Source organism: Microbacterium fluminis (assembly GCF_051549805.1).
Taxonomy (GTDB): domain Bacteria; phylum Actinomycetota; class Actinomycetes; order Actinomycetales; family Microbacteriaceae; genus Microbacterium.
In genome coordinates this window covers 157,484-180,490 of sequence record NZ_CP196042.1, presented here as the reverse complement: position 1 = coordinate 180,490, position 23,007 = coordinate 157,484, and the positions used below count along the sequence as shown (strand labels likewise).

23 protein-coding genes, 1 tRNA gene and 1 pseudogene are annotated in these 23,007 nt (G+C 69.4%); 6 read left to right on the top strand and 19 right to left on the bottom strand.

What is annotated here, in order from left to right:
* Nucleotides 1–15 precede the first annotated feature (15 nt).
* The 5 genes from ACSJDX_RS00815 to ACSJDX_RS00795 are packed head-to-tail and all read right to left on the bottom strand — an operon-like array spanning nucleotide 16 to nucleotide 3,658.
* Entirely contained in the window at nucleotides 16–549 is a 534-nt protein-coding gene (locus ACSJDX_RS00815) for a hypothetical protein (RefSeq protein WP_438353712.1), read from the bottom strand.
* A 52-nt stretch (nucleotides 550–601) separates the two neighbouring features.
* A complete protein-coding gene (locus ACSJDX_RS00810) occupies nucleotides 602–1,612 on the bottom strand; it encodes a sensor histidine kinase (protein WP_438353711.1) in 1,011 nt (336 codons plus the stop codon).
* Nucleotides 1,605–2,282 carry a response regulator transcription factor gene (locus ACSJDX_RS00805; protein ID WP_438353710.1) on the bottom strand — a complete coding sequence of 226 codons (678 nt, stop codon included), beginning with the start codon at nucleotides 2,280–2,282 and terminating at the stop codon, nucleotides 1,605–1,607. The genes ACSJDX_RS00810 and ACSJDX_RS00805 overlap by 8 nt, the downstream gene beginning before the upstream one ends.
* A gap of 33 nt (nucleotides 2,283–2,315) precedes the next feature.
* Nucleotides 2,316–3,068, bottom strand: a complete 753-nt coding sequence (locus ACSJDX_RS00800) for a hypothetical protein (protein ID WP_438353709.1) — start codon at nucleotides 3,066–3,068, stop codon at nucleotides 2,316–2,318.
* Complete coding sequence (locus tag ACSJDX_RS00795) at nucleotides 3,047–3,658, bottom strand: ferric reductase-like transmembrane domain-containing protein (RefSeq protein ID WP_438353708.1); 612 nt, start codon at nucleotides 3,656–3,658, stop codon at nucleotides 3,047–3,049. The genes ACSJDX_RS00800 and ACSJDX_RS00795 overlap by 22 nt, the downstream gene beginning before the upstream one ends.
* An 80-nt stretch (nucleotides 3,659–3,738) precedes the next feature.
* On the opposite strand from ACSJDX_RS00795, the gene ACSJDX_RS00790 reads away from it, so the two are divergent.
* The gene (locus ACSJDX_RS00790; protein WP_438353707.1) at nucleotides 3,739–4,101 is read left to right on the top strand and encodes a hypothetical protein; all 363 of its coding nucleotides are present in this window, start codon (nucleotides 3,739–3,741) and stop codon (nucleotides 4,099–4,101) included.
* Nucleotides 4,102–4,242: 141 nt separating this feature from the next.
* Here ACSJDX_RS00790 and ACSJDX_RS00785 read toward each other — a convergent pair whose 3' ends face one another.
* The 12 genes from ACSJDX_RS00785 to ACSJDX_RS00730 all read right to left on the bottom strand — a co-directional run bounded on the left by ACSJDX_RS00785 (nucleotide 4,243) and on the right by ACSJDX_RS00730 (nucleotide 13,553).
* Nucleotides 4,243–4,917, bottom strand: coding sequence for a cation diffusion facilitator family transporter (locus tag ACSJDX_RS00785; RefSeq protein ID WP_438353706.1), 675 nt, complete (start codon nucleotides 4,915–4,917; stop codon nucleotides 4,243–4,245).
* Nucleotides 4,914–5,252, bottom strand: coding sequence for an ArsR/SmtB family transcription factor (locus ACSJDX_RS00780; RefSeq protein ID WP_438353705.1), 339 nt, complete (start codon nucleotides 5,250–5,252; stop codon nucleotides 4,914–4,916). Before ACSJDX_RS00780 ends, ACSJDX_RS00785 begins: the two co-directional genes overlap by 4 nt.
* Nucleotides 5,253–5,339: 87 nt before the next feature.
* Nucleotides 5,340–6,389: an EamA family transporter gene (locus ACSJDX_RS00775; RefSeq protein ID WP_438353704.1), complete on the bottom strand. Its 1,050-nt coding sequence runs from the start codon at nucleotides 6,387–6,389 to the stop codon at nucleotides 5,340–5,342.
* A 266-nt stretch (nucleotides 6,390–6,655) separates the two neighbouring features.
* Complete coding sequence (locus ACSJDX_RS00770) at nucleotides 6,656–8,644, bottom strand: hypothetical protein (RefSeq protein WP_438353703.1); 1,989 nt, start codon at nucleotides 8,642–8,644, stop codon at nucleotides 6,656–6,658.
* A gap of 146 nt (nucleotides 8,645–8,790) precedes the next feature.
* A complete protein-coding gene (locus tag ACSJDX_RS00765; protein ID WP_438353702.1) occupies nucleotides 8,791–9,048 on the bottom strand; it encodes a hypothetical protein in 258 nt (85 codons plus the stop codon).
* On the bottom strand, nucleotides 9,045–10,442 hold the full coding sequence (locus ACSJDX_RS00760) for a phage major capsid protein (RefSeq protein ID WP_438353701.1): 1,398 nt from the start codon (nucleotides 10,440–10,442) through the stop codon (nucleotides 9,045–9,047). Before ACSJDX_RS00760 ends, ACSJDX_RS00765 begins: the two co-directional genes overlap by 4 nt.
* A 70-nt stretch (nucleotides 10,443–10,512) precedes the next feature.
* Nucleotides 10,513–10,968: a hypothetical protein gene (locus ACSJDX_RS00755; protein ID WP_438353700.1), complete on the bottom strand. Its 456-nt coding sequence runs from the start codon at nucleotides 10,966–10,968 to the stop codon at nucleotides 10,513–10,515.
* The gene (locus tag ACSJDX_RS00750; RefSeq protein ID WP_438353699.1) at nucleotides 10,965–11,234 is read right to left on the bottom strand and encodes a WhiB family transcriptional regulator; all 270 of its coding nucleotides are present in this window, start codon (nucleotides 11,232–11,234) and stop codon (nucleotides 10,965–10,967) included. The genes ACSJDX_RS00755 and ACSJDX_RS00750 overlap by 4 nt, the downstream gene beginning before the upstream one ends.
* A complete protein-coding gene (locus tag ACSJDX_RS00745) occupies nucleotides 11,231–11,554 on the bottom strand; it encodes a hypothetical protein (protein WP_438353698.1) in 324 nt (107 codons plus the stop codon). The genes ACSJDX_RS00750 and ACSJDX_RS00745 overlap by 4 nt, the downstream gene beginning before the upstream one ends.
* Entirely contained in the window at nucleotides 11,551–12,510 is a 960-nt protein-coding gene (locus ACSJDX_RS00740; RefSeq protein ID WP_438353697.1) for a hypothetical protein, read from the bottom strand. The genes ACSJDX_RS00745 and ACSJDX_RS00740 overlap by 4 nt, the downstream gene beginning before the upstream one ends.
* Before the next feature lie 9 nt (nucleotides 12,511–12,519).
* A complete protein-coding gene (locus ACSJDX_RS00735; RefSeq protein WP_438353696.1) occupies nucleotides 12,520–13,278 on the bottom strand; it encodes a hypothetical protein in 759 nt (252 codons plus the stop codon).
* A gap of 71 nt (nucleotides 13,279–13,349) precedes the next feature.
* Nucleotides 13,350–13,553, bottom strand: a complete 204-nt coding sequence (locus ACSJDX_RS00730; RefSeq protein ID WP_438353695.1) for a helix-turn-helix transcriptional regulator — start codon at nucleotides 13,551–13,553, stop codon at nucleotides 13,350–13,352.
* A 99-nt stretch (nucleotides 13,554–13,652) separates the two neighbouring features.
* On the opposite strand from ACSJDX_RS00730, the gene ACSJDX_RS00725 reads away from it, so the two are divergent.
* The gene (locus tag ACSJDX_RS00725) at nucleotides 13,653–14,264 is read left to right on the top strand and encodes a helix-turn-helix domain-containing protein (RefSeq protein ID WP_438353694.1); all 612 of its coding nucleotides are present in this window, start codon (nucleotides 13,653–13,655) and stop codon (nucleotides 14,262–14,264) included.
* Complete coding sequence (locus tag ACSJDX_RS00720; protein ID WP_438353693.1) at nucleotides 14,251–15,402, top strand: tyrosine-type recombinase/integrase; 1,152 nt, start codon at nucleotides 14,251–14,253, stop codon at nucleotides 15,400–15,402. The genes ACSJDX_RS00725 and ACSJDX_RS00720 overlap by 14 nt, the downstream gene beginning before the upstream one ends.
* Nucleotides 15,403–15,479: 77 nt before the next feature.
* Here ACSJDX_RS00720 and ACSJDX_RS00715 read toward each other — a convergent pair.
* Together ACSJDX_RS00715 and ACSJDX_RS00710 are read right to left on the bottom strand one after the other, a co-directional pair.
* A tRNA-Met gene (locus ACSJDX_RS00715) sits at nucleotides 15,480–15,555 on the bottom strand.
* A gap of 59 nt (nucleotides 15,556–15,614) precedes the next feature.
* The gene (locus ACSJDX_RS00710) at nucleotides 15,615–16,121 is read right to left on the bottom strand and encodes a heme-degrading domain-containing protein (protein WP_438353692.1); all 507 of its coding nucleotides are present in this window, start codon (nucleotides 16,119–16,121) and stop codon (nucleotides 15,615–15,617) included.
* Nucleotides 16,122–16,177: 56 nt separating this feature from the next.
* On the opposite strand from ACSJDX_RS00710, the pseudogene ACSJDX_RS00705 reads away from it, so the two are divergent.
* The 3 genes and pseudogenes from ACSJDX_RS00705 to ACSJDX_RS00695 all read left to right on the top strand — a co-directional run.
* Nucleotides 16,178–18,265 (top strand): annotated as a pseudogene (locus ACSJDX_RS00705) (adenylate/guanylate cyclase domain-containing protein); the annotation flags it as partial.
* 172 nt (nucleotides 18,266–18,437) lie between these two features.
* Nucleotides 18,438–19,856 carry a mechanosensitive ion channel domain-containing protein gene (locus tag ACSJDX_RS00700; RefSeq protein WP_438353691.1) on the top strand — a complete coding sequence of 473 codons (1,419 nt, stop codon included), beginning with the start codon at nucleotides 18,438–18,440 and terminating at the stop codon, nucleotides 19,854–19,856.
* 77 nt (nucleotides 19,857–19,933) lie between these two features.
* The gene (locus ACSJDX_RS00695) at nucleotides 19,934–22,948 is read left to right on the top strand and encodes a hypothetical protein (RefSeq protein WP_438353690.1); all 3,015 of its coding nucleotides are present in this window, start codon (nucleotides 19,934–19,936) and stop codon (nucleotides 22,946–22,948) included.
* Nucleotides 22,949–23,007: the final 59 nt, after the last annotated feature.

The window sequence follows — 23,007 nt, the reverse complement described above, 5'->3', positions numbered from 1 at the left end:
TCACGGCGCGCGCGATCAGGTCGTCGGAGAGGGGGTCGGGCTGGGGCTCGAGGTGCCGGGTTCCGTCTGCTCGTTCTGGCTCTCACCGGAGCCGTTGGAGTGGCGCTCGCCCTTGCCCTGGCCGGACTCCTGCCCGTTCTGACCGTGGCCGTTCTGACCGTGTCCGTTCTCGCGACCGTCCGACCCCGAGTTCGAGGAGCGCTCGCCGCCGCCCTCGTGCGAGGCGACCGCCCAGCCGATGCCCGATCCGATGCCCAGGAGCAGGATCACGGCGATCGCCGCCCCGACGATGAGCACCCAGGTGCGGCGCAGGAAGGGCTTCTTCTCGACGACCGTCGCCGCGGGCGCGACGGCCATGGGCGCCGCAACGGCCGGAGCCGGCGTCACGGGCTGCGGCGTCGTCGCCTCGGCGGTGGCGGGCTGCGGAGTGGTGGCGGCATCCGCCGACGCCGGAAGGGGAGTCGTCGGCGACTCGGGCGCGGAGGCGGCGGGCTGCGGAGCGGGCTCGCCCGTGGGCTGGCCGGAAGGCTGGTGATCGTCTGCGGTCATGGAGGGCAGTCTGCGAGGCCCGTTCCAATTCCAGACCAAGGATGCTGCGCGCTCAGCGATCTCCCAGCGTGGGATCCGCGGAGGGGAGCTCGAGGAGCATGGTCGTGCCTGCCGGAGACGACGACTCCACGCGCACCGAACCGCCGAACCGGTCGGCTACCTCCCGCACCAGCGCCAGCCCCAGGCCGAAGCCCCGCTTCGTGCCGCCGGTGTCGCTGCGGGCGAACCGGTCGAAGACGCGGTCCTGATCGGCCGCCGGGATGCCGCGTCCGCGGTCGGACACCCGCACCTCGACGCGATCTGCTCGGAGCACGTAGCCGATCGTGATGGGTGCACCCGGCGGCGAGTGGGTGATGGCGTTGTCCAGGAGCGCCCGGAGGGCGCGGGTGAGGGCGATCCGTTCGATGGCGGCGCGGGCGTCCTCGCCGTCGACGAGGAGGGTTATCGACTTGGCGGCCGCTGTCGGCGCCATCGTCTCGGCGGCGGCGTGCGCGGCATCCGCGACGCTGCAGGTCTCGGTCGACCGCGCCGTGCTCGGCGAGCCGGCCGATTCGGCGGCGAGCAGGAGGTCGGTGAGCGTCGCGTCCATCGTGTCGGCGTCGGCGCGCAGCTGCGCGAGCGCTCCTCGCACGTCGCCGCCTCGCTCGAGACGGTGCTCGGCGAGCTGGATGCGGCTGGTGAGCGTCGTCAGCGGCGTGCGCAGCTCGTGGCTGGCGTCGGCGACGAACGCGCGTTGGATGCGCAGCGCTTCAGCCAGCGGCGCGGTCGCGCGACGGGCCGCGTACCAGGCGATGACCGCGAGCGCGACCACACCCGCCAGCCCGAGGACCACGATGAGCGGCAGCAGGTCGCCGACCGATACGACCCGGTCGTTGAAGCGCCCGCCCCGGTGCCCGTCGCCCTGCTCGTCACGTGACGCGGTCACCAGCACCACGATCGTCACGACCGCGATGAGTCCGACGATCGCCGCCGAGGACAGTCCGACCCAGAGGCCGACGCGGACGGCGGCGTGATGCGTCCGGCCGCGGTCCGAACCCGGCGCGACGCGATCGACCCTAGTCATGTCCGCCTCCGCTCCGGTAGCCGCGGGCCCGTACCGTTTCGATGAGCCCGGGCGTCGACTTCCTGCGGACGTAGTGCACGTAGGTGTCGACGGTGTTGAGCGAGCCGCCCTCAGGGAAGACCTCGGCGAGGATCTCGGCGCGGGAGAACACATGGTCGGGGCTGGAGGTCAGCAGCTCGAGCAGATCGCTCTCCTTCGCCGTCAGAGCGACGCGTCGCATCGTGGGCGAGTAGAGCGCCTGCGCCGCGGGGGAGTAGATCCACTCTCCGAGCTCCCGCCGATCCGACGGCGCCCGCGACCCGCGACGCAGAGCGCGCAGGCGGGCGAGCAGCTCGGTGAAGTCGAACGGCTTGAGCAGGTAGTCGTCGGCGCCGCTGTCGAGCCCGGTCACGCGGTCATCCACCGTCCCGAGAGCGGTCAGCATGAGGATGGGCGTCTCGAGGCGTGCGACGCGGATGCGCTCGATGAGTTCGGTGCCGCTCATCCCCGGCAGGCGGCGATCGATGACCATGACGTCGTAGCGCCGCTGCAGCGCCCACTCGAGAGCGCGCTCGCCGGTGGCGGCGTGGTCGACGCGATAGTGCTCGTCGAGCACCTCGATCGCGATCTCCGCGGCCTCGAGTTCGTCCTCCACGTAGAGAAGGCGTGCGCGCCGGTCTGTCGTCATCATGTCGAGGATCCCATCGATCGTCTCGGATGTCGCCTAGAAGGCGAACTCCTCGATGTGCAGGTTCCGTTTGGGCAGGCCGGCCTCGGTCAGCGCGGCACCCGCGGCCGCGGTGAGGGCCGGTCCGGCGCACATGTACACATCTCTCGCGTCGACGTCGGGCACGTGGCGCCGGAGGTTGGCCGCGGTCATCGCGTTCTCCGGCTCCGACGATCGCCCGGTCCAGAGGATCAGCTCGTTGCCCCAGGTGCGGGCGATGCGTTCCAGCTCCTCACGGAAGAGCGCATCCGACGGTGTCGGGGTGCGGTAGAGGAGGGTGATGCGTCCGCCGTCCGGGTTCAGAGTCTCGAAGAGCGAGCGCATGGGCGTGATCCCGACACCGCCCGCGATCAGCAGCACGTCGGGGCGCGTCCGACGCCGTTCGGTCATGGCCCCGTACGGCCCCTCCGCGAGAACGCGCGTTCCGACCCGGAGCGACCGGAGTGAGCGGGTACCTGCACCGACGGCCTTCACGGTCAAGCGGAGCTCGTCGTTCGTCGGGGGAGCGGACAGCGAGAACGGATGCGCCGACACCCAGTTGCGGCGCGTGAGGAACCGCCAGCGGAAGAACTGCCCCGACGTCGCCTCGAGCTCGTCGAGGTGGCGACCGCGGACCACGATGCTCATCGTGTCGGGGCCCTCGGGCACGATCGCGACCACACGCAGCCGGTGCCGCATCGCCTGGAGGAGCGGCGCGACCAGTCGGTAGCGGATCAAGAGGGCGAAGCTCACTGTGTACAGCAGCTCCACGCCACCTGGATGAGGGGATGGCCGGCCAGATCGGGGCCGGCGAGTTCGTGGGCGAAGGCGAGTGCGATCGCCACGTAGGTCAGCGTGTGCAGGGCGTGCCAGGTCTCGTAGGGCATCCGCCGCCGGGCGGCCCGCGCCGAGGTGGCGCCGATCACGAGGAACAGGATCGTGGAGATGGTCGCGGCGACGAGTCCCGGCATCATCAGGACCTGATCGGTGGATGCCGCGATCGACAGCATCTGCGCCTCCGCCCACCCGAGCGTCGCCGCCACCGCGTGCACCAGGATCGCCACGATCGTCACTTTGCCTATGCGGGCGTGCCAGCGCGCCATCCGATCGGCGCCGATGGTCCGCTCGAGCACCGGCACGCGCGCCATGAGGACGATCAGGACCGTGACCGCATAGCCGGCGAGGAGACCGGAGGCGTGGGCGACCAGCGGCAGGTTCAGGATGACGGGGGCCGGCGCGAGGGCGACGGCGAGCCCGGTCACGGCGACGGCGCCCAGGGCGAACACCGCGAGGATGATCCGGTCGGCGACCGGCGCGCGTCTCGAGGGTCCGCCGATCCGGGCGACCGCCGTCTCAGCCACGACCGCTTCCCTGCTGCCGCGACGTGTCGTGATGCGCGTGCGAGGGCTCGAAGGAGGCCATCGCCGGAGCATCCCTCGCCGTGGTCGAGGTACCCGCAGCCGCCGCTGCCGGTGCGGAGCTCGTCGCGGCGCCCGTCGTCGTGGCGGAGCCGACCGCGGTCGACGCGGGTCCCGTCGCGGACGTCGCTCCACCCATCGTGATCGCGGTGGTCGCGGCGGGCGACGACACCGGGGACACGGCGGGCGCCGTCACCCCGAGCGCGACCCCCGCGATCATCGCGCCCGCGACGAAGACGGCGGAGGTGGCGCCGCTCACCGACTTCCAGACGACGCGGCCGAAGGGGGACTTCGGGGTGGTCAGCGACGCGATGCGCAGACTGCGTCTCGTGTCGGTCGACGATGCAAGAGGCATCCGACTCTCCGTTCCGAGCCGCCGACCCTGATCACCGGACCGGAGATCGACGAGAGGGGCGGCTCTCAGGAGAAGACCGTCCTCGCGGATCTCCCAGGCGAGACCAAGAAGTCCCGGTGCAGAGGAATCGCACAGCTACCGCATAGCCGTGGGCCAGCGTGCCGGCGCCCGCTCAGTGGCCGTGGATTCCCTGCCGGTCGTCGTCGGAGTCCTCGATCAGCATCCCGACGGAGGTGGCGCAGGCGTCGCCGCGCCACGCCTCGAGGCCCTCGCGGACGGCGAAGCCGGCGATCACGAGCCCCGCGACGGCGTCCGCCCACCACCATCCGAGCAGCACGTTGAGGACGAGCCCGATCAGGACGGAGGCGGAGAGGTAGGTGCAGAGGAGGGTCTGCGCCGAGTCCGCGACGGCCGTCGCCGATCCGAGCTCGCGTCCCGCGCGACGCTCGGCGAGCGACAGGAACGGCATGATCACGACGCTGAGAGCGGTGATGACGATGCCGAGGGGGCTGTGCTCGACCTCGACCCGCGCGACGAGCGCGAACACGGACGTGACAGAGACGTAGGCGGCGAGCGCGAAGAAGGCGACCGCGATGACGCGGAGCGTGCCTTTCTCCCAACGCTCCGGGTCGCGACGCGTGAACTGCCAGGCGACGGCGGCCGCCGAGAGGACCTCGACGGTCGAGTCCAGACCGAACGCGATCAACGCGGTGGACGACGCGACGCTGCCGGCCGCGAGTGAGACGACGGCCTCGATCAGGTTGTAGCCGATGGTGACGGCGACGATCCACCGGATCCGACGTCGCAGCGCATCTCTGCGCGAGCGCGTGTCGAGACGGGTGCTCATGCGCACGTGCAGTTCGGCCCGGCGCAGCAGTCGGGCTCCACGGAGAGGACCACCTGGAGGAGTTCGTTCAGTGCGGGCGCGAGGTGGTCGTCGGCGAGCCGGTACGAGCTGCGCCGCCCCTCAGCCACGACGGCGACCAGCCCGCACCCGCGGAGACAGGCCAGCTGGTTGGACATGACCTGCCGCGAGACTCCGAGTGCGTCGGCGAGGTCGGACGGGTAGGCCGGTGCCTCCCGCAGCGCGAGCAGGACTCCCACGCGGGTGGGATCGGAGAGCGCGTGGCCGAAGCGTGCCAGCGCGGCGGTGTGGGAGACGCTGGCCGTCGCGGTGGTCATGACGGCGACAATACATGGATTTCTGTATAAATGAAATGCTGAACCGTCGCGTTCGTCGTCTCCCCACGCGTGTCGGCGGTCGCGGGACTAGTGCCCGTGGCGGTGGTGCGCGTCGGGATAGTGATCGTGGCTGTGCCGCAGCGGAGCGTGCGTGTGCTCGTGCGTGTGGCGCACACCGGGAGCGATCGGCTCCGAGTGGTCGTGTCGGTGGTGCTCGTCGTGGCTGTGCCCGTGCGCGTGGGTCTCGGGCGCGTGCGTGTGCTCGTGCGCGTGCCGCTCGGTGAGGTGCAGCCAGATGCCGATGGCCATCAGCAGACCCGCGACGACGAGTTGCCACGTGAGCCGCTCTCCGAACGCGATCGCCAGCAGCGCCCCGAAAAACGGGGCGACGGAGTAGTAGGCGCCAGCGCGGGCGGTGCCGACGTGTCGCATACCGACGATGAACAGCGTGAGGCTGATGCCGTACGCGAAGAAGCCGACGACCAGGGCGGCGCCGATGCCGGCGACAGCGGGCACGCCGGCGCCGAGGGCGACGGCCAGGCCGAGGTTGACGGGCCCGGCGACCAGGCCCTTCACGGCGGCGAGCCACGTGGCGTCCGTGAGCGCGATCTTGCGCGTGAGGTTGTTGTCCAGCCCCCAGCAGAAGCAGGCTGCGACGACGGCGAGGGCGGGCCAGGGACTGCCGAGTTCGGCGCCGTCGGGGATGCTCAGGAGGATCGCGCCGGCGATGATCGCGACCATGCCCAGCGCGATGCGGCGATCGACGTTCTCGCGGAAGACGAACCACGCCAGGAGCGCGGTGAAGACGCCTTCCGCGTTCAGGACGAGGGATGCGCCCGATGCCGGCATGTGGGAGAGGCCCACCATGAGCAGCACAGGAGCGGCGATCCCGCCGGTCAGGATCGCGCCGGCGAGCGGGAGCAGCTCGCGGCGCTCGAGGCGGACGCGGGGCGCGCGACGGATGAGGCGGAGAATGCCGAGACCGATGCCGGAGCCGCAGTAGAGCAGGCCCGCGAGCAGCCACGGGTTGATGTCGCTACCCAGGAGCAGTTTGGCGAACGGCGTTCCCGCGCCGAACAGCAGCGCCGACAGAAGGGATGCCTGCACACCGCGGTTCGCAAGGGAGTTCCGGAGCACTCCTTCAGCTTCCCGTCGGCGAGATGGACGCGACGGCGGGAGTCGAACCCGCTTCATGGGGTGCGTGATCACGTAGGAGAGGCCCGAGACCCGCGTAATTCCGCGGATCTCGTGCGTGCTCGATCGTGCTCATCAGGTCTCGGTTGTGGCCAAAGTGTGGCCACAACCACATCGCGACGACATGTGACGACACGTTACCTGCACGGTCGGAGAGAGAGGAATGGAAGGGAGCGAGGTCTTGCGCGTCGCCGTGAGACCTTAAAGATTCACGCGAACCGTCGTCGACCCTGTAGGCCAGCCATGTAGCTGCGGTCCTCGTAGGTCTTGATGCCGCGCTCGACGCGCACGTCGACGATCTGCTCGAGGAGGCCAGGGTCGCCCGACAGGTGCACGGTGAGGTCGCCGTTGCCCTGCTGCTGGCCTGCGGTGTAGGCACGGTCCATCGCGGCCTCGTAGCGATCGAGCGGGGTCACCAGCTCGCGGCCGCCGGGGTTGTCGCCGATGAGGGCGAGCATGGGCCCGCTGGTGACGCCGCCCGAGGCGAGGCGCGGGATGCTGACGTGCGGGATGAGGCCGACGCTGATGCCGATGATTCCGCCGACGTTGTTGACGGCGCCGATCATCCCGTTGATGAGGTCGATGGCTCCGTTCACGCCGGACTCGACCCAGCTGAGCACCCCGTTCCATACGCCGCGGACGATGCCGACGAGGCCGTTCCAGATGCCGTTCCAGGTGTCGCTGATCCAGGTGCCGAAGCCACCGATCGCGCCCGTGATCCAGCCCCAGAACCCACCCCACAGCAGCTGGATGCCGAGGACGAAGTTGTTCCACACGTCGGAGATGAACTGCCCGACTCCAGCCCACAGGCCGTTCCACCAGGTGACGAAGCCGAGCATCATGCCGGCGAGCCAGATGATGAACTGGTTCCAGACGAGCTGGATGCCGAGGGTGAGGTTCGTCCACACCTCGGAGATCCAGTTGGCGAAGCCGCCCCACAGCTGATTCCACCAGGAGACGAAGCCGTTGATGACGTCGGTGATCCAGGTGATGAAGCCGCCCCAGACTTCGGAGATCCACGCTGTGACCTGGTCCCAGTTTGTGGCGAGGAGCACGATCGCGGCGACGAGGGCGATGACGGTGAGGATGATCCAGGTGATCGGGTTGGCTAGCAGCGCTGCGGTCTGCGCCCAGAAGGCTGTCGTCGAGGCCCAGAGGCCGATGTTCAGTGCAATGAGGGCGACGCTCAGTGCTCCGGCGGCGATCGCGAGTCCTTGCACTAGGGCAGGGTTCTCGCTGAGCCATTGGGTGACGGCGGCGCCGACGTCGGTGAGCGTCGTGAGCGCTGGGATGAGCATCTCGCCGACGGTCTCCTGGATGTCGCCGAAGTTCTGCTCGAGGATCTTCGCTTTGCCGGCAGCGGTCCCGCCCATCGTCTCGGCGAAGCCGCCGACGGTGCCGTCGAGTCCCTTCACGATCTGATCGAACTGGGACCCGTCAGCGGCCGCTTGCTGCTGCGCGGCCGCGAGGGCGTCGGTTGTGGCGGTCGCTTCCTGCTGGGCGCCGGCGACGGCGGCGAGCGCGTCGCGGTGTGCCTGCTGGTCAGCGACGGTGAGCTGGGTCTTTCCAGCCTGGCGTGCCTCGAGGTCGGCGAGATCCTGCTGCTTCTGGGTGAGGTTCTCGGCGGCCTTGGAGGCGGCGTCCTGCGCTTTCGCGACGGCTTCGACGGCGGCGCCCGCGGGTGGCAGGTCGATGCCGACGGCCTTGAGCGCGCGGGTCTGGCCGAGCATGGCCTTGCCCATGTCCTCGGCCGCGCCGGTGATGTCCTTGCCGGTCTTCGCGGCGTAGTCGGCCATCAGCGGGGTGAGCTTCTGGATCTGGTCGCCGGTGAGACCGAACTGGGCCAGGGTGGCCTGCGAGGCGGCGAGTGCGTCGTCGTCGAAGCCGGTCTTGTGCTGGATCTCGCTGTTGAGCGCGCGGAGCGCGTCGATCTGCACGTTGGCGACGTTGGGGAACTTCTCGTAGGCGGCGGTGAGTGCTGCCTGCGACTGCTCGGCTTCGGAGTATGCGTCGACGCTGGCAGTGCCGAACGCGATCACGCCGCCGACGACGGCGGCCGACGCGATCGTGACGCCGGCTTTCATCTTGTCGAACTTGTTCTGCTGCCCTGCAGCGGCGTCGCCGACCTCGTTGAACGCGGAGACCGCGGACTGGGCGTTGCCGATGATGTTGATGGCGATGTCAGCGGAACCGGCCATACGGACCTCCTAGTGGGGGACCGGGCCGCTGCGCGCTGGTGAGCGGAGCAAGAGACTCGCTCGACCATCCATTCCCTGATCCGAGTCGAAAGATGTTGGAAGGCTCGGGGGTGAGGTTGACGGGGAGCGGCCCGGTCGTTCGGTGGCTAGCCGGCGAGCGCGGCTCGTGCGGCTTCGAGGGCGGCAGGGACGGCCCAGGTCGGGATGGCTTCGCCGGGGATGAAGACGACGTCGACGCCGGTGTCGGGGTGGACCGCGTTGATGTAGGTCTGCGCGATGACGGGTCCGCGGGGTGGTGCCGTCTGGCCGGTGAGCGCGTCTTGCTCCGCTTGGGCGGTTGCGCGGATCGCCTCCTCGTACTCCTCCGCTTCGATCTCCTCGTCGGTGCGCCTGCGCGGGGTCACGCTGCACCGCCGAGGGAGCGGTAGACGGCGAACGCTGCCGGGCGTGCGACGGCGAAGTCGCCTCGCCAGTGGATGAAGATCCCGACCTGGCCGGTCTCCGCGTACAGCTGCGTGTTGATCTCGATCTCGAGCTGAAGGCGTTCGCCGATGAGGAGCTTGTCCCAGTCGCCGACGAACGCGTCGGTGGCGACGTTGGCCATGGTGCCCTGGGTGTACGACGGGATCTGGTTGGTGACGTAGCGCTGCAGCTCCTCTACCGCTTGCGGCATGCGGATCGGCTGACCGGTGGTGTCGTAGGCCTTGGCGAACTGCTGGGCGAGCTTCGAGGACCAGAGGATCGCGTTGGGGTCCTCGTTGGCGGCGCGGACCTTGAAGATCGTGTCGATGATCTCGTCGTAGACCTTGCTCGAGGTGAGCGCGGTGCCGTTGGTGGCGCCGCCGAGCACGTTGCCGGTGAGCACAGCCTGCAGGGTGGCGAGAACGCCGCGCGGGTTGGGTGGGGTGGGCAGGTTGATCGAGCCGGCGCCGGAGGTGACGCCGCCGTAGAGCGCGGTGAGGTCGATCTGGAGGGCGAGGGCGTCGGCGAGCGCGTTGACGACGATATCGTCGCCGTTCTCGGAGTCCTGCATCCATTCGCGGGAGACCTTGACGAAGCCGTCGAGGCTCTTGGCGGTGAGCGTGACGTTGTCGAACGTGGGGTCGCTCGATGTGATCGTGCCGGCTTCGGCGCGGAAGGCGACGGTCGGGTCGCCGGTGAGGCGTCCGATGTTGATGGTCTTGGCAGCCATGGGGATCACGCTGGCGCCGGCCTGGATGACCTGCGCCTTGTTCCGGACCCTGTCGATGAACTCGCCGGCCCAGAGGGTGGGGACGATCGCCGATGCGCCTGTGGTGGTGAGGGCGCGGAGCATCTGGCCGAGGCTGCCGTAGTGACCGATGACTGCTTCGTCGCCGTGTCGTTGCATCCGCTCGAACGCGGGGTGCGATCGCAGGGACTCGTCGGAGCGGACTGCGGCGCGTTCGCCCGTGTCCGCGTTGATCCAGTCGCCGGGGTGGGCTGCGTCCTGGTGGATGACTTCGTCGCCGCGGGCCGTGGGGGGCGTGGCGCCGGTGGGGTGGCTCTGCCCGGCGAGCTGCGTGAGGCGGTCGTCGTCCACCTGCTCGGCGCGAACCTCGGCGAGCTGGGCGTCGATCTGACTGAGGTTGGTCTTGACCTTGGCTCGCTCTTCGACGATCTCGTTGGCGCGGGCGGTTTCGGCGGAGGTCCAGGCTCGAGCGCCAGAACCTTCCGTGAGGGCGATGAGGCTCCTGCCCTCGGTGGAGAGGGCAGCGCCCCTGGCGGCGAGCGCTGCGCGCTCGGTTTCGAGTCGGGCGATGATCTGGGCGAATGTCACGGGAGTGTTTCCTTGGGAGTGATGGCACCGGAATGGCGCACGTCGGTTAGGACGCCGCGTTTTTCCGGGTTCATGTGCCCTGTCCCTCCCGATCTCTGCCGGTGTGGGACCCGTGACGGTTCGTTCGCGTTTCTTCGGTCATCTGCCTGTCGCTAGCTTCTTGTGGCTGCGACCCGTGAACGCTGACAGTGTTGCACACGTCCCCGACATCGTCGTTTGGACGCGCGACCTGGGCGAAGAACTGGCCGGCAAGGTGTGCGCGATCGGTGATCGGTTGGAGGATCTCGGGATGCAGCGGGAGTAGCTCGTCGAGAATCTGGAGCAGCATGAGCATCATGAGCCGGCTGTTGACGGGGAGTGGGTCCAGGGTGACGGGTCGGGATCCGGGCATGGCGATCAGGATCGCCGTGTGGTCGCCCCAGATCCGTTCGAACTGGGCGATCGCCTCGGCGAGTGGGATGCCGAGTGCTTCGGCGTTCGTGGCAAACGACTCGAGCTCGGCAGGGTTGTAGATCGGGCGGGTCATTTTGTCTCTCTGGTTCGGTGGAGCTTCCGGCGTTCGCGAGCGGTGAGGCCGCCCCAGACGCCGTGGTCGATGTCGTGTCGGAGGGCGAAGTCGAGGCATTCCTCGATCACGGCGCATCCGCGGCAGATGCTGCGTGCGGTGGCGGCGCCGATGCTCTGCTCGGGGAACCACAGCTCTGGGTCGGTCTCCGCGCAGCTGGCGTCGACGTACCAGGCGGTGTCGTCGAATGTGTCGTTGCCGGTGAGCTCATAGCCGAAGCCGGTCACTTGCGCTTGTCGAGCCGGCGGAGGAGCTCGCGGACGAGGCGTGTGCCTCCGTCGCGTTCGCTGGCGAGGGTGGCGGCGAGGTGAATGCGGGCTCCGTGGTCGTGGGTGAGTTCGTCTGCGAGCGCGCGGATTCTGGTGGCTTCGGGGTCCGGGTCGACGAGCGGCGGCGGGGCGGGCGGCGATGGGGTGTCGATCGTCGGGGAGAGCGCTCGGGCGTCGGTGACCCCGCGGCGGCCGCAGAGGACGCAGATGCCGTCGCCGGCGAGGACCTTGTGGCGGCCTTCGATGCAGCGGAACGTGGGCGTGGTGGTTTCGGTCATGCGGGTGCTCCCATCAGGAGGGCTGCGAGGTCGATGGCTCGGATCATGCAGAACTTGCAGGTGCCGTCTTTCAGGACGAGGTGGTCGGCGTTGTTGGCGCACACCTCTCGGCCGTTTCTCACGACGAGCTCCCGCGCTGGGCGCCGCGCTCGGGAGTTCGTGCGGTGCGCGGCATCCCATGTCCGCCGGTTCGTCATGCAGCTGCCGCAGGGTTCAGTCGTTCCTCGCGGGTGGCGTTCGCAGCGGGCGGCTTCGGCGCTGGTGGTCGGTTCCGGAAGGTCCGCGTACCACGGTGCGGGTTGGACGACGATCGGTGACTGCAGCCAGTCATCGGTGATGCGATCGCCGGATTCTGGCGGTTGCTCATCTGCCCGGGAGGGCAGATCGATCTGCCGTGGGGGGTATGGGGGGCTCTTTCCCTCTTCTTGATCTTCATCCTCTTCGGGGGTGGTTTCCATCCACCCCTTTCGTGGTTGAGATCCACCCCTTTCGTGGTTGAGATCCACCCCTTTCGGATTCTCACCGGCAGGGTTTGCCGGTGAATCTGGAATGGGTGTCGTTTCATCCACCCCTACTGAGAAAAAGGGGTGGATGAAACCCTTCCCTTCGTGAATGAGCCTGTAGACGGTCGTGGACCCGCGATACCCTCCGCTGGCTCTCTCGATCGCTCCGGCCTCTATGAGGCGGCGTACGGCGGTCTGGACGCGTGCGCGGGCCAGTTCTGCCGCTTCGGTGAGGTCGAGGTCTCGTTTGCGGCTCGGATTCGCGTTCCACTCGTCGCGGATGCGTTCGGGGACCGCTCCGAGCGCGACGGCGCTGACGTCACGGCCCGCCCAATAGCGCGGCTCGGCGTCGCTGTCGACGGCCTTCATGCTCATGAAGATCAGCAGCCGGGTCTCGGCGTGGCCCAGGCCGCGCTCAGCGGCGAAGCTGAGCGCGGCCTTGACCAGGCGCATTCCCAACGATCAGCTCCGGCGAGCGCGCTCGACCGCGGTGCGGTGCATCTCGAGCGCTGAGGTCGCACGCTTCTCGATGATCGTCGCGTAGGACTTGAGCTCTGCGGCGAGCGCGAGCAGCTCGTCCTCCGTCTTGAGACTCTCATCGACCTTGAGGTACACGCTTGCGATGGTCGTGCGCTCTTCCCCGATCCAGACGTCGAGCTCGAGCTTCCCTGCCCGGATCACCTCGAGTTCGTGGATCCATTCCGTCGGCGGCTCACCCCACGTGTGACTGGTTCTGATGCAGCCCGGCACTCCGCAGTCGTAGGCGTTCGCTCGTTCGCTCGCGAGTTCGCCATACTCGGGCCAGGGCATGGTGGGGTCGAGGTCCTTGAGGTACTCGGGCACCTGTTCGAAGCGGAACATCGATGACGCCGGCTGCTCGGTGGCGACGGGCGCGCTGGACCCGATCAGCACGGCGAACTGTTGGGCCGCCGAGGCCAGCTTGCGGGACGCTTCTGCGGCGTGTGTCGGGAGCGCGAAGGTGAGCTCGTCGTTGCGGTCGATCCAAACTGACAACTCGGGTTTCCCGGGCGCGATCCGGCCGTCTTCGCTGACCGGGTCCTCGCGGAAGATGTAGGCCTTGAAGTGCTTGTCTTCGATGATCTCCCCCGACCAGAAGATCGAGGGGCCGTCTTCGCCCAAACGGTCCTCTCCGGGGCTGGTGGCCCACTGGGGACGCGCCTTCTCGATTGCTGCGGGGGTGGTGGGGGTTACAGTGTTCACGATCGGTTCCTTTCGGTAGGGATTTTTGATCTCGGCCGCCGGCTCAACCCCGGCGGCCTTCTCGTTCCTGTTCATGCGTTCGCGACGACCGGGCGGTCGGTGCGTTCGTGCTGGTTGGCTTCGATCCAGGCCTGCACGTCGCTTGGCAGGTACCGCACTGCGCGGCCGAGCTTCGAGTACTTGGGGCCGCCGCCCTGCCAGCGCAGCTGGGCCAGGTAGACGACGGACAAGCCGAGAAGGTCGGCGACCTCTTCGGGGGTGAGCATCTTCTCCATCAGTCCTCTTCTCAGATAGACGAAATTACGACTACTCGAAGAGTATGTGTAGCGCGGTGGAGATATGTCAAGTAGTCGTATGGCTGTACACTCGACCGCATGACCCGCGAGGTTGAGTCGCTGGAGTTCGCCCTCGGCCGGCGAGCGCGAGAGCTGCGCGAAGAGGCCGGAGCGACGTTGGATCAGTTCGCTCGCTCTGCGAGAGACCACGGTCTGCGGTGGAGCACGGCCCGCGTGGTCGAGTTCGAGAAGGGGCACATGCGTGTGACCCTCGCCACGCTGCTCGTCGTGTTGCAGGCGCTGCGACATCTCCTTGCGCGGCCGCTCTCGCTGGCGGAGCTCGTGCCCACCGACGTGAAGATGCTGCGAGTCACCGAACAGTGGCTCGTATCGCCTCGACGGCTATCTGCGGTGTTGGCTGGCGATTCGGTGGACCTGGGCTTGCTCGTCGCGATGACTTCGGAGACCCCGGACACGGAGGACGCTCTGCAGCCGACGCTTGCCGAGACGCGTGCTGCAAAGCGGCTCGGCGTGCGCCCTCGTCAAGTCGCGCTCTGGTCTCACATGCTCTGGGGTTGGCATCTCGACGACGAGGCGCGATCTCGCGCGGACGACGACAGCAGCGCACAGGAGCGCGGTCACATCAGCCGGCTACTCGTTGAGCAGATCGCAGCGAAGATCGAGGAGCACGGTGCCGATGGGCACAGTTGAGCCGTACGACACGGGCGAGGGCCGTCGATATCGGGTGCGTTATCGGACCCCGGATCGTAAGCAGACCTCGAAGCGCGGCTTCCGCACGAAGCGCGAGGCCGAGCTGTACCTGGCATCCGTCGACGTGTCGATCGCGCGCGGTGATTTCATCGATCCGGCGAGCGCTCGAGCGACGATCGGGGATCTCGGGCGCGAGTGGCTGGCGGTGAAGGAGGCGACGTTGAAGCCGTCGAGCTTCCGTGCCTTGGATGACGCCTGGCGGGTGTACGTGGAGCCGCGGTGGGGGAGTGTGCAGGTGTCGGGCGTGCAGCACAGCGCGGTTCGCGAGTGGGTGCGGCAGGTCTCGGCTGGCATTGCGAAGACGAACCGGCGCGAGGGCCCGCGGGCTGAGAAGCTGGGAGAGCGGCCGAAGAGCGCGACGGTGGTGTTGCGGGCTCACGGTGTGCTGCTGTCGGTGCTCGAGGTGGCTGTCCGTGATCGCCGAATCCCTCACAACCCGGCCCGAGGGGTGGACCTCCCGCGGAAGCGGCGGAAGGCGCACCAGTACCTGACGCACGCTGAGGTCGAGCGGCTCGCTGCGGCCGCCGGCGACGAGCGCAGCACAGTGGTCATGGTGGCCGCGTACACGGGCCTGCGGTGGGGTGAGCTCACGGCGCTGCGGGTACGCGACGTCGACACGCTCCGCCGGCGGCTGGCGATCAACGAGAACGCGGTGCGCGTCGGCGCCCAGGTGCATGTGGGGTCGCCGAAGACGCACGAGCTGCGGTCCGTCGGGTTCCCCCGGTTCCTGGTGCTGCCGCTGGCGAAGCTGTGCGAGGGCAAGCCTCGGGATGCGCTGGTGTTCGGCGGCGGGCTCGAGCACCTGCAGCGGCCGCGGACGTCGGGCGGCTCACGGTCGTGGTTCGTGCGTGCGCTCGATGACGCCGGCCTCGAGCGGATGACGATCCACGACCTGCGGCACACGGCCGCCTCGCTGGCGATCGCGTCGGGGGCGAACGTCAAGGCGGTGCAGCGGATGCTCGGTCACGCCTCCGCGGCGATGACGCTGGATGTCTACGCTGACCTGTTCGATGACGACGTTGACACCGTCTCAGACGCGCTCGATCGAGCTCGTGAAGCGGCGGTTGTGGCCAAATAGTGGCCACAGCGTGGCCACCGGTCACGAGCTGCCGGCGGGGTCCCCAGTCGAGACAAGGGATCGCAGCCATTCAGGAGTGGACGCGACGGCGGGAGTCGAACCCGCAACGCTTCCGGGTATGAACCGGAGCCCGGGACCGCCCGGATCGCCGCGATGAGACGACGGTACCCCTGAGGCATCCACTTCGCGAGGGAACGTGAACCCGCGTTTCGTCATGCGTCTCCGGAAGTCGTTCCCAGGATGCCGCGCTCGGCCGCATACGCTCGCAGGTGCTCGACCACGAGCGCGTGATCGTCCGCCTGCGGCAGTCCCGAGACGCCCACCGTCCCCACGACCCCTACCCCGTCGATCGTGATCGGGAAGACGCCCCCGTGCGCGGCGTGAAGCAGGGGGTCGAGCCGTCCGTGGGTGTCGAAGTCCTCGCCGACGAGGCGGAAAGACAGCCCCACGCCGTACGACGAGCGTCCGTAGCGGCGGGCGACGCGTGACTTGCGGTCGAGCCAGCCGTCGTTGTCGGCGCTCGATCCGGGCAGCGCGGCGTGGAACACGCGCGCCTCGCCGAGCGAGATGCCGATGACGATCGGCAGCCGAGCCGCGGCGGCGGCATCGCGGATGCGGGATCCGAGGGCCCAGGCATCCGTCGTGTCGAATCGTCGCAGCACGAGTTGGCGCTCCTCGGACTCGACGCGGGCGAGGGTCTCGGCGACATCGGCGGTCATGACATGAGCGTACTGAGGGGACGGATGCCGCGGCCGCGCCCATCGCATCCGAATCGATGCCGGAAATTCAAGTGCGCTATGTGTCGGCTGTGGCTAGAGTGACGCTCGAGTCGACGATGTGGGGGGACCACGTGACCGATCCGAATACGCACGGTGCGGTGACCGAGAGCGAGCGCCTGCGCGAGAAGGAGGGCGCGACCGCCGCGGTCAAGCCGAAGCGGAGACGCGGCGGGCTCAGCATCCAGTCCAAGCTGCTCATCATGCTGCTGGCGGTGAGCCTCATCTCGTCGGTCATCGTGGGTGTGATCGGCTTCATCAGCGGACGCGAGTCGCTGCGCAACGCGGCGGTCGCCCAGTTGACCACCATCCGCGAGCTGCGCGTGCAGCAGATCGAGGACGTGATGGCCGGGGCGCAGCGCGGCGTCACCCTCGATTCGCGCAACCTCAGCGCGCAGACGCTGTCGCGTGAGCTGAACGCCGCATGGGACCAGCTCCAGACGCAGCAGCTCACGCCCGAGCAGGACGCCCAGCTGCAGGCGTACTACAAGGACACCTTCATCCCGCAGCTCGAGGAGAAGTCGGGGCAGGCGTACGGCGACAGCGCCTTCATCCCGGCCTCGAACGCCGGCAAGTGGGTGCAGTACCACTACACGATCCAGAGCAACGACTTCGACAAGAAGCTCGACATCAACAACGGGGGCGACGGCACGCAGTTCTCCGCGATCACCGACCGCTACGGCGACTACCTGTCGCGTCTCGTGCACCAGGTCGGGTACGAGGACGTGCTGATGATGAACCTCGACGGCGACGTGGTCTACTCGGCCTACAAGGGCGTCGACCTGGGCACGAACCTGAAGACCGGCCCGTACCGGGATTCGATGCTGGCGGATGCCTTCCGCAAGGTCGTCGCGACCAACACGGTGGATGCGCTCGAGACGACCGACTTCGAACGGTGGATCCCGTCGCTGAACGTGCCGACCCTGTGGGTGGTCTCGCCGGTCGGCAACGCCAACGGAATCACCGGGGTGATGGCCTCGCAGATCCCGCTGGACACGATCAACAACACGATGACCGGCAACCAGCTGTGGCAGGACCAGGGTCTGGGCGCCACCGGAGAGGTCTACCTCGCCGGCGCCGATCACCTCATGCGCAGCGCCTCGCGGGAGCTGATCGAGAACCCGCAGAAGTACCGCGACGACGTCGTGTCGGCCGGGACTCCGCCCGAGATCGCCGACCGTGCCGTGCAGGTCAACGGCACGATCCTCGTGCAGCCGGTCAACACCTCGTCGGTGAACGAGGCCCTGATGGGTCGCACGGGCACATCGATCTCGCAGTCGTACATCGGCGGCGAGAACATCACCGCGTACTCGCCGGTGAACATCGCGGGGCTCAACTGGGTCGCCGTGGCGCGCATCGACACCGCCGAGGCGTTCGCTCCGGTCACCGACTTCACCCGCAACCTCGTGCTGTCGACGCTGGCGATCCTGCTCGCGGTGAGCATCGCCTCGCTCCTGCTCGCGCAGGTGTTCACGCGACCGATCCGCAGGCTGGTGGATGCCGTGCGCCGCGTCGCGGGCGGAGACCTGGCCGTGCAGGTGCCGCACGCCTCGCGCGACGAGTTCGGCGATCTGGGCAACGCGTTCAACGACATGGCCTCGAGCCTGCGCGTGAAGCAGGAGCTGATCGAGGCGCAGCAGGAGGAGAACCAGAAGCTGCTGCTCACCCTCATGCCCGAGTCGATGGCCGCGCGCTACAAGAAGGGCGAGGAGACGATCTCCGAGGAGCACGACAACGTCTCGGTCGTCTTCGCCGAGCTGATCGGCTTCGACGAGTACAGCCAGACCCTCAGCGGCGACGCCGAGATCGGCCAGCTCAACGTGCTGATGCGCGGGTTCGACGAGGCGGCCACGAAGTCGGGTGTCGAGAAGGTGCGCACTCTGAGAGGCGGATACCTCGCCTCATCCGGGCTCATCGTGCCGCGCGTCGACAACGTGCGCCGCGCGGTGGACTTCGCACGGGAGATGAGGGCGGTGGTGCAGCGCTTCAACGCGCAGAACGGCACCGCCATCGATCTGCGGGCGGGCGTCGACACCGGCACGGTGACGAGCGGCCTCGTGGCGCGCACGAGTCTCGCGTACGACCTGTGGGGCGACGCGGTGAGCCTCGCCTACCGGGTGCGCAGCGTCACCGGCGAGCCGGGGCATCTACGTCTCGCAGGCGGTGCGCGATCGGATGCAGGACTCGGTCGTGTTCACCGAGGTGGGCACCGTCGAGCTCCAGGGTCGTGCGCAGTCGGTGTGGCGGGTGGAGTAGACCATGAACCTCTTCGACTCCGGCTGGCTGTGGTGGGCGATCGGCATCGCGGTCGCGGTTCCTGTGCTGCTCGTCGTGCTCACCGAGCTGCTGGGCTTCCTCAGCCGCCGCGGGAACCCGGCCGCCGGACCCGTCCGCCTGCTGCGCAACTGGGTGCTGCCGGTCGGCGCGCTGTTCGCCCTCCTCGCGTTCGCGTTCCAGACCGACATCGAGAACCCCTGGCCGCGCGTGGTGGCGACCGTGCTCGGCTTCCTGGTCATCCTGCTGATCCTGTCGGCGTTCAACGTCGCCCTCTTCGCCAACGCCCGGGACGGGTCGTGGCGGGAGCGGATCCCCTCGATCTTCGTCGAGATCGTGCGGCTGCTCCTCGTCGTGATCGGACTGGCGTTCCTCTTCCAATGGGTGTGGGGCGCCGACATCGGCGGGCTGATCGCCACGCTCGGCGTGACCTCGATCGTCATCGGCCTCGCCCTGCAGAACGCCGTCGGCGGCGTCATCTCGGGCCTGCTCCTGCTGTTCGAGCAGCCGTTCAAGATCGGCGACTACCTCGAGGTCGGGGGCGTGTCCGGCCGAGTAGTCGAGGTGAACTGGCGCGCCTGTCACATCGACACCGGGTCGGGCATCCAGATCGTCCCGAACTCCACGCTGTCCGGCGCGTCGTTCACCAATCGCAGCCAGCCGCTCGGCCCGTTCCACGTCACGACGACCGTGAAGTTCACCACCGACGACCCGCCGCACGAGGTGGTGCAGCTGCTGGTCGAGGTGGCCGACTCGCTGCCGATGCGCTTCGAGGGGGAGCGGGCCAGCGCCGAGTACAGCGGCGCGGGCGCGTACTCGGTGTCGCTGCCGATCGCCGGGCCGGCGATGGGGCAGCGCGCGCTGAGCCTCTACCTCGCGTGGCTCTGGTACGCCGCGCGCCGCCGCGGGCTCGCGCTCGACGGCGACGCGACCGACCCGATCGCCGAGCCGGGGCGGCTCGAGAAGGCGCTCGAGGTGGTCGGACCGACCCTGCACCTCGGCGACGAGGAGCGCGAGCTCGTGCTGGCCACCGGGAAGCTGGAGCGCTACGGACTCGGCGAGATCGTGCAGGCCCAGGGCATCCTCCCGCACGAGGTGCGGTTCATCGTCGACGGGCACGTGCGCCTCGCGGTCGAGGCCGCCGGCGGACGGGTCGAGTTCGCGACCGCCGAGCCGGGCGACTACGTCGGCCAGACCGCGCTGACCCGTGAGAAGACCCTCACCGAGGCGATCGCCGCCGACGTGCTCACGGTGCTCGTGCTGCCGCTGGAGACGGTCGACGCGCTCGTGAAGGCGCGTCCGCTGCTGGCCGCCGAGATCGGGCAGTCGATCGAGCTCAAGCGCAAGCTCGCCGCCGAGGCGCTCGCCGGCGCGGGCGTGGTCCGGGGGACTCTCCGCGGCTGAGTCCCGCCGGGCCGGTTCCGGAGGCTCGGCGACCGGGCCCGGACGGGCGGCGGCGGGCGCTCGACTAACGTTGTCGCATGACGACGGAGACACGGCGGGGCATCCTCGCCGCCGTCGCGGGGCTGGTGGTCCTCGCCCTCGGTGCCGGGGTGGGCCTGGTCGTCGGCGACGCCCTCGGCATCCGCACCCAGCCCGCGCAGCGCATCACCGAGCGCGCCGCCGCGGTGCCCCTCATCGCGCCGGCGGTGCCGCCGCCGACGTTCACCTCCCTGGTGATCCCGGACGGGCCGCGGTTCGCTGCCGCGACCGAGGAGCTGACGGATGCGGCGGCCACGGCCGCCTCCGCGACGGGCACGGCCGGCGAGGCATCCCTCACCGTCGTCGTCGGAAGCGGACCCGCCGATGACGAGACGTACCGCCTGACCGGCACCGCCCAGGCTCTGCGCGTGGAGGCCGACGGCGAGGCCGGAGCGGTGCGCGGCGTGTACGACCTCGCCGCGGCGATCCGCGCCGGACGCAGCGTCTCCGCCCACCTCGGCGAGCAGGTCGCCTCGCGGCTGCCCCTGCGGATGGTCGACCTCGGCGCGGTGGGCGTCACCGCCGATCCCGCGCAGTGGGTCGCGGGCACCGACTACTCGCACGCGTCGAAGGCGTTCGCCGATGTGCTCACCGCCGATCCGCCCTACATCGACGCGGCGGCGCTGCAGACCGCGTACGCCGACTTCGACCTCTTCCTGCGCCACTCGATCGCGAACGGCTACAACGCCCTCGCCTGGCCGGGTTTCGTCGAGTACGCGACGTTCGCGGGGGCCGCCGACGGCGGGGTGTACCCCGCCGGCGACGACCACGTCGCCAAGGCGCAGGCCCTCCGCACCGCGTTCGGCCCGTTCTGGAACCGCGCCGCCGAGCTCGGCGTGAAGGTGTTCCTGCGCACCGACATGCTCACCCTCACCACCCCCTTGCAGCAGTACCTCGAGCGCCGGTTCGGCCCGCTCGACACCGCGAACCCGGCCCTGTGGGACGTGTACGCCGCCGGTCTCGACGAACTCTACGCCGCCGAGCCCGCGCTGAGCGGCGTGCTGATCCGCATCGGCGAGGCCGGCGCGGTCTACGACGTGCCCGGGTGGGACTACTTCTCGCAGCTCGCCGTCACGAGCGTCGACGCCGTGCGGACCATGCTGACGACGCTCACCGGGCAGGCCGAGGCATCCGGTCGCGAAGTGATCTTCCGCAGCTGGAGCGTCGGCGTGGGCGCCGTCGGCGACATGCACACGAACGCCGCCTCGTACCACGAGGTGCTCGACGGGATCGACTCGCCCGCGCTGATCGTGTCGACCAAGTACACCCTCGGCGACTTCTACAGCTGGCTCCCGCTCAACGACACCCTCGCCCAGGGCGCGCAGCGGCGCATCGTCGAGTTCCAATCGCGTCGCGAGTTCGAGGCGTTCGGATCGTTCCCCAACGACCTCGGCGCGCAGTACCAGTCCGCGCTGCAGCAGCTGCTCGCCGCGAATCCGCGCATCGAGGGCGTCTGGACCTGGACGCAGGACGGCGGGCCCTGGCGTGCCGGGCCGATGACGCTGTATCTGAAGGCCGGGTTCTGGCAGCTGTACGAACTGAACACGCAGCTCGCGGCATCCCTCGCCCGCGATCCCGACGCCGACGTCGCGCAGGTCACCGTCGACTGGGCGCGGCAGTGGTTCTCGGACGACCCCGCCACCCTGACCGCGATCGCCGAGGCGATGCGGCTCTCCCGCACGGCCGTCGAACAGGGGCTCTACATCGAGCCCTACGCCCAGCGGCGGGTGCAGGCGATCGGCCTCGAGCCTCCGCCGATGATGTGGATCTTCGAGTGGGACATCCTCACCGGAGACTCGGCCGCCCTCGACGTGATCTCGGCGATCTCGCGGGACCACCTGGACGCGGCGATCGCGGGCGGCGAGCGGGCGGTCGCGGTCGCCGGGCGCATGCGCGACCTGGTGACGGCGACGGATGCCTCGACCTGGCGCGATCCCGCGCTCCGTGACGCCTTCACGAGCACCCTCGACTACGAGGCCGATGTGCTGGGGATGCTCTCCGCCTACCGGACGATGGTGCTGCAGCAGGGCGAGTGGCACGTCACCGAGTCGGCCGACGCCTACGGCGCGTGGCAGAGCGCACGCGACGAGTTCGTGCGACTGTCCGCCGCGCACGTCGCCCGGTACGAGGGGAACGTCGATCTGCCGGCGTGGAACCTCACCGCCGCCGACCTCGGCGTGGAGCGGGCCGACCGCGACCTCGCGATGTCGTGGCTGGCCCGCGGACTGCTCGTGCTGGCGCTGGCGTGGCTCGTGATCGGCATGCTCGCCGCCCAGACCAGCCTCGTGCGCCGGCCCGGCGCGGCCGCCGCGCGAGCGGCCTGGCTCGCCGCCACGCGGCCCTGGCGCGCGCGTGAGTCGACGCTCGGCATGCTGAGCCTCGACCGCTGGCTGCTGCTGATCGTGCCCGGTGCGCTGCTGGTGGCCACGCGCGCCGTGCAGACCTCGTTCCTCGCGCCCGCGCAGCTCGCGGTGGTGCTGGGGGCGTGGACGGTGTTCGTCGTCGTGGTGCGCGTGCTGGTCGGGAGGCGCTCGCCGTGGCCCGTCATCGCCGCGGTCGGAGGGGTCGTGGTGCTGCGGTGCGCCGTGACCCTCGTTGCGCTGTCGTTCACGGGTCCGGGCGGGTACTGGTACGCGTTCTGGACCGATCCGGCACGCCGCACCGTGTACATCGCGGTCGCCTTCGCGCTGTTCGTGTGGGTGTTCGTGGCCGCGGCCTGGGCGCTGTCGGCGCAGATCGGGGCGCGCCGGGCGACGGGCACGGTGCTGGCCGGCATCGGCGCCGGACTCGCGATCCCGGCCGCGGTCGTGGGGACGATCGGGCTCGAGACGGCCCTCACCGCCTGGAACGACCAGCTCGGCCTGCTGCCGTGGGGTCTGGCCCGCATCCTCGGGATCACGGTGTACCTCGACATCCCCGCTGCCACGCCCTGGTACGCCGCCGCGTTCGGCCTCGTGCTCGCGGTCGTGGGCGTCGCGCTCGCCGTGCCCTGGCGACGCCGGGTGAAGGCGTAGCGGTCCCGCGTCCGCCCGGCGCCCGACAGGCACCGGATGTTCACCGGGATCGGCATAGC